This is a genomic window from Actinomycetota bacterium (assembly GCA_005774595.1).
In the GTDB taxonomy this organism is placed as follows: Bacteria; Actinomycetota; Coriobacteriia; order Anaerosomatales; family D1FN1-002; genus D1FN1-002.
The window spans coordinates 1-5,163 of the sequence record VAUM01000123.1; the positions used below are offsets into that span (position 1 = coordinate 1).

7 protein-coding genes are annotated in these 5,163 nt (G+C 70.3%); 5 read left to right on the top strand and 2 right to left on the bottom strand.

All coding sequences use genetic code 11. The annotated features are described in order from the left end of the window. Together FDZ70_06075 and FDZ70_06080 are read right to left on the bottom strand one after the other, a co-directional pair. Positions 1-371 (bottom strand): hypothetical protein (locus tag FDZ70_06075; GenBank protein ID TLM76822.1); only part of this gene is annotated, 371 nt, incomplete at its 3' end. A gap of 40 nt (positions 372-411) precedes the next feature. Next, a complete protein-coding gene (locus tag FDZ70_06080) occupies positions 412-831 on the bottom strand; it encodes a hypothetical protein (protein TLM76823.1) in 420 nt (139 codons plus the stop codon). A gap of 187 nt (positions 832-1,018) precedes the next feature. On the opposite strand from FDZ70_06080, the gene FDZ70_06085 reads away from it, so the two are divergent. The 5 genes from FDZ70_06085 to FDZ70_06105 form a co-directional block, all read left to right on the top strand. Further along, a complete protein-coding gene (locus FDZ70_06085; GenBank protein ID TLM76824.1) occupies positions 1,019-2,290 on the top strand; it encodes a hypothetical protein in 1,272 nt (423 codons plus the stop codon). 79 nt (positions 2,291-2,369) lie between these two features. Next, the gene (locus tag FDZ70_06090; protein TLM76825.1) at positions 2,370-3,359 is read left to right on the top strand and encodes a cysteine synthase family protein; all 990 of its coding nucleotides are present in this window, start codon (positions 2,370-2,372) and stop codon (positions 3,357-3,359) included. Positions 3,360-3,407: 48 nt separating this feature from the next. Beyond that, the gene (locus tag FDZ70_06095; protein TLM76826.1) at positions 3,408-3,938 is read left to right on the top strand and encodes a transcriptional regulator; all 531 of its coding nucleotides are present in this window, start codon (positions 3,408-3,410) and stop codon (positions 3,936-3,938) included. Positions 3,939-4,032: 94 nt separating this feature from the next. Then, a complete protein-coding gene (locus tag FDZ70_06100) occupies positions 4,033-4,659 on the top strand; it encodes a hypothetical protein (protein ID TLM76827.1) in 627 nt (208 codons plus the stop codon). Between the two features lie 76 nt (positions 4,660-4,735). Next, a partial coding sequence (locus FDZ70_06105; GenBank protein ID TLM76828.1) for a hypothetical protein occupies positions 4,736-5,163 on the top strand: 428 nt, incomplete at its 3' end.

A 5,163-nucleotide genomic window follows, 5' to 3' on the forward strand; every position in this document is an offset into this window, starting at 1 on the left:
CCATCAACCAGTTCGGGCGCGACCTGACCGCCGATGTGCGCTCGGGCCGCGTCCGCGGCATCTACGGCCGCGACGAGGTCCTTGGCCTGCACCGACTCCGAGCCGCGGCCCGAAGCGAACGTTGACGCGTCAGCGAACAGCGCGTCCGCCGCGACCTGCGAACCGAACTCGCCCTTCGCCGCGGCCGCGGCCGCGTTCTCGCGAAGCGCGGCGGCGTCGGTCCCCGGCGCGAGCTTGTCGACCAGCGGTGCGAACTCCGAGAGCACGACCACGAGCCACTGGTTGACGCCCGGCGCGGGCAGGCCCGCGGCTCCGGCGGCGCCCTGCGCGCGGTCGGCCAGCCTGCGTACGTTCTCCGCTATCTCCGCCATGTCGCTCGCTCCCGCGTGCCGACGCGCCCGTGGAGAGGCGCTACGCCATGATGTCGTCGGTGTCGTACTCGCTGATGCCGTCGGTGATGACCTTCATGAAGCGCCGGGTCACGCCGACGATCTCCTCGCCGGAGATGCCGCCCTCGGTCATCGTGAAGTGGTCGATGTAGAGCGTGGGGTGCGGCGCGGCGTCGGGCAGGCAGCAGCGGATCATGATCATGTGGTCGTTCAGGCGGTTGCACAGCTCGAGGATCTGGGCGCGCTGCGCCTCGGGCTTGATGGTGAACATGGTGCGCAGGACGAAGAACGGCCGGTCCGGCATCACGTTCGCGTAGAGCCGGAAGCCGTCGACGACGCACTTGATCTCGCCGTCGTCATCCATCTCCGCTTCCATGTACGCGCTCTTGTAGACCTCGAGCAGCTTCTGGTTGTTGAGCTCTTCCTTCGAGATGAACGGCATGTGCGGTTCTCCTCCCCTGTCGATGCGGCGTGCACGAGGCGGGTGGTGGAGGCCCGAGATGCGCAGGTCGCGTAGGTGAGCGGAATCATACACCCGCGCACGGACAGCGACGCGGCGGGCCCCCTGCTACCATCGCGGCGTGGACGCCCCGACGACACCTGCGCGCCGCACACCGTTCCAGGCCGCGATGGCGCGCGTCCCGCGCTGGCTACGGGTGACGCTGCTGGTCATCTGGGCGGCCGCGGCCCTGGGCCTTGGCGCCGCATTCGGCCTGCTCGTCTTCAAGCCGCCCGTGCCCCGGCCGCAGCCGCCGGCCTTCGCCACACGCGAGGTCTCGTCGGCCACGAGCGCCGGCGCGGTCGCGACCGCTTCGGCTCCGGCGACGGCCTTCGTGAGCGCGAACGGCACACCCACCGCCCCCGTACCCACGAGCGAGCTCATCGGCTTCTACGTGGACTGGGACGACGAGAGCTACCGCTCGCTGCAGCAGCACATCGACGACATCACCGTGCTCATGCCGATGTGGTACCACCTCGGCAACGACGGCCACCTCGACGCCGGGGACCCCGCGGCGCAGGCCAAGGCGCTCGCACTGATCCGCGAGCGGAGGCCCGACCTGCCGGTCATGCCCATCGTGAACAACTACGACAAGGGCACGGGCAAGTGGAATGCGCCGGAGATGGCGGCGCTGCTGAGGAAGCCGGCCGAGCGGAAGCGGATGGCGCGCGAGATCGTCGACACGCTGTCGGCGGCCGGGTTCGAGGGCGTCAACATCGACTTCGAGGACTTCGAGGCGGCCAGCCGCGCCGACCTCGTCGCGTTCATGGCGGAACTCTACCCGCTCGCGCGCGCGAAGGGGCTCGCCGTCTCGCAGGACGTGCTCGTCAGTTCGGCGGCATTCGACCACGCGGCGCTCGCCGAGCACAACGACTACCTCATCCCGATGATCTACGGCGAGCACTGGCGCACGAGCGGCCCGGGTCCGATCGCCTCGCAGGCGTGGTTCGAGAAGATGTACGCGCAGATGCTCACGCAGGTCCCGGCCGACAAGGTCGTCGTGGGGCTCGGCGTGTACGGCCGCAACTACGGCACCCGGGGCGAGAACCACTCGCTCACGTGGGCGCAGGCGACCGCCGAGGCGCGCGCGCAGAAGCTTGCGATCCGGCTCGACCCGGTGCAGCTCAACCCGACGTACCGCTACAAGGTCGGCTCCGACGTGCGCGAGGCGTGGTTCCTCGACTCAGCCGCGATCTTCGACCAGGTCGCTGTGGCGTCGAAGCGCCGTCCGCGCGGCTACGCGATCTGGCGGATGGGCGCCGAGGATCCGGCGACCTGGACGGTGCTGCGCAGCCGCGACTCGCTCAGTGAGAGCGTGGCGCTGTCCCTGCGGAGCGCCTCGCGCACGGTGGTGTACGACGCGGCGGCCGGGATGATCGTGTCGTCGACGGTGACGCCGTAGGCGGCGCGCCCCCGCGCGCCCCATCGCGGTATGCTGTCCCCCGCACGCACGCTCGCCCTCGCGACGACGGGACCGCCGCATGTCCGAAGACCTCCACTGCAACGCCCCCGAGCACGCCGGCCTCGGCGACTCGTCGGCTCTCGCGCGCTACGACGACCAGCTCGACTGCTGCGGCGACGTCGAGCACCCCACGCCCATCGTGCGCATCAACCGGATGCTCGCGAACCCGGACGCGACGCTCTACATCAAGTGCGAGTGGGTCAACCCGTTCGGCTCGATCAAGGACCGCACCGCGAAGTGGCTGCTCAAGGGCCTCGCGGAGCGCGGCGAGCTCGAGGGGCGCACGGTCGTCGAGGCCACGAGCGGCAACACCGGCATCGCGCTCGCGGCCATCTGCTCGCAGATCGGCGTGCCGATGATCGCGACCGCGCCGCACGTGCTCTCGCCGGAGAAGTCCGCGCTGCTGCGCGCGTTCGGCGCCGACGTGCGCCTGACCGACCCGGCCGACGCTTCCGGCCTGCACCCGATGGACGTCGCCTTCAAGCTCGCCGAGTCGATCGTCGCGTCCGACCCCGAGAAGTACGTCATGCCGAACCAGTACGACAACCCCGACAACGCGCGCGCGCACTACGAGTCGACCGGCCCGGAGATCTGGGCGCAGACCGAAGGGTGCATCCGCTACTTCTTCGCCGGACTCGGGACCTGCGGCACGATGGTCGGCACCTCTCGCTACCTCAAGGAGCAGGATCCGTCGATCGTGTGCGTCGCCATCGAGCCTGTGCCCGGCCACCACATCTCGGGCCTGAAGAACCAGGAGGAGACCGCGGTGCCGGGCAACATGGACGCCTCGTTCATCGACGAGATCGTCTGGGTCGACGACGCGATGACCGACGAGTGCGCGCGGCGCCTCTACCGCGAGGAGGCGCTGATGGTGGGGCCGTCGGCCGCCGCCATCGCCGCCGGCGCGATGAAGTACCTCTCCGAGGCTGGCCGGTCCGGCGTCGCCGTGGCGATCGCGCCCGACAGCGGACAGAAGGCCGCGAGCTACCTCAACGCCATCCTGGAGTGACCGCCGGGGCCGTCGACGCCCCCGGCGCGACCGGAAGGAGCGCACACCGTGCTCACCGAGATCGTGCTCACCCTCACCGGACCCGACCGGGTCGGCATCGTCGAGGAGTTCACCCGCGAGGTGCTCGCGCTCGACGGCAACGTCGGCACGAGCCGGATGGCGCGCCTCGGCGGAGCGTTCGCGATCCTGATGCTGGTGACGCTACCGGTCGAGCGCGTCGACGACCTCGAGGGGGCCTTCGGCAGCCTTGCCGCGGCGGGATTCAAGGTCACGGTCACGCCGACCCGCAGCGCAGCCGCGGCGCCGGCCGCCGGCACGCGCTACCGCATCGGCGTGCGCGGCGCCGACCACGAGGGCATCGTCCACGGCATCGCGGCGGGCCTGGCCGCGAGCGGCGTGAACATCGACGAGCTGGAGACCGACGCGGTGCCGGCGCCCACCACCGGTACGCCGATCTTCAGCATGGACCTGCTGGTGTCGGTGCGGGAGGGGACCGCCGAGGACGCGTGGCGTCCCGCGCTCGAGGACGCCGCCCGCGAAGCCGACGTCGACGTGACGGTCGAGCCGGCAGACATCTGACAGTCAACATGCGGGACGGCGCAACGCGATGGATGTCCGTGCTCAGCGTTGTCATGTCTGCCTGATATGGTCATAATGACCGTATCACGCGGGCATCGGAGGATTCGTGGACCTCAGCGACGCATCGAGCATCGAACGGGCACTGTCGCTCGTCGCCGACGTTCTCCGGGATCGCGGAGTCAGCACGATCGAGATCGTCGTGGTCGGCGGCGCCGCGCTGAACGTACTTGGTCTCGTGCGCCGGCCTACGCGCGACGTGGACGTCCTGGCAACCGCATCGCCCTCCGAGCCCTCCGGCCCGACGCGGCTCGAGAAGTGCTCGACCCTGCCGGCCGCGCTCGCTGATGCCACAGCGGAGGTCGCCGAGGCGCTGGGACTCGACCCTCGGTGGCTCAACAACGGTCCCGCCGCCCTCCTCGACCACGGGCTGCCCGATGGATTCTCCGAGCGGCTCACCGCACGCTGCTACGGGACGACACTCGTCGTGCACTTCGCCTCGCGGACGGACCTCATCGCCCTCAAGGTGTTCGCGGCTGCCGACTCGGGCATCGGGAGGCACACCAAGGACCTCGCGACCCTGGCGCCGACGGATGACGAGCTGCGGGCAGGCGTTCGATGGGCGCGAACGCAAGACGGCTCGCCTGAGTTCGGCACCGCGCTCCGCGGGCTCTTGGACCACATCGGCTGCCCGATAGAGGAGAGCACCGATGACGACCGCTAGCGACCTGCACGCGCGTTTGCTCGACGCACTACTCGACCTCGCGTGGTGCCAATGGACCTCGCTCGGCGTCGCAGGCGTGCGCAGCTGCGACCGGGTGATCGCGGACCCGGAGGCGCTGCTGCTCGCCACGCTGGAGATCGGTCGCTGGGATGCGCGCCTGTTCGACGAGGCGCTCGACTGGGTCACGGTCAACGCGGCGGACCTCGACATGGCGCGGTCGAGACGGCTCGCGAAACGCGCCACCTACGAACAACGACGACTGCTGGCCGTTGCGGCCGACCTCGCCGTCGATCACGGCGCGCGATCGACGTTCCGTCAAATCGGCTCGGCAGGACTCATCGCACGCGAGGCGCCCGAGCCCTACGCGGCACAACCGCTGTTCAGATCCGCATCCGGTGCATCCTTCGCGGGTACCGTCGCCGACGAGCGATTCGCCGCCGCCGGCTTTTCGCGCGGTCATCTGGAGTTGCGCGGGGATGTCCGCGGGCGCGCGGTCGCTGGTCG

Excerpts from the sequence above, each read along its gene's own strand:
- FDZ70_06080 (TLM76823.1), bottom strand. The coding sequence starts at position 831 with ATGCCGTTCATCTCGAAGGAAGAGCTCAACAACCAGAAGCTGCTCGAG.
- FDZ70_06085 (TLM76824.1), top strand. The coding sequence starts at position 1,019 with ATGGCGCGCGTCCCGCGCTGGCTACGGGTGACGCTGCTGGTCATCTGG.
- FDZ70_06090 (TLM76825.1), top strand. The coding sequence starts at position 2,370 with ATGTCCGAAGACCTCCACTGCAACGCCCCCGAGCACGCCGGCCTCGGC.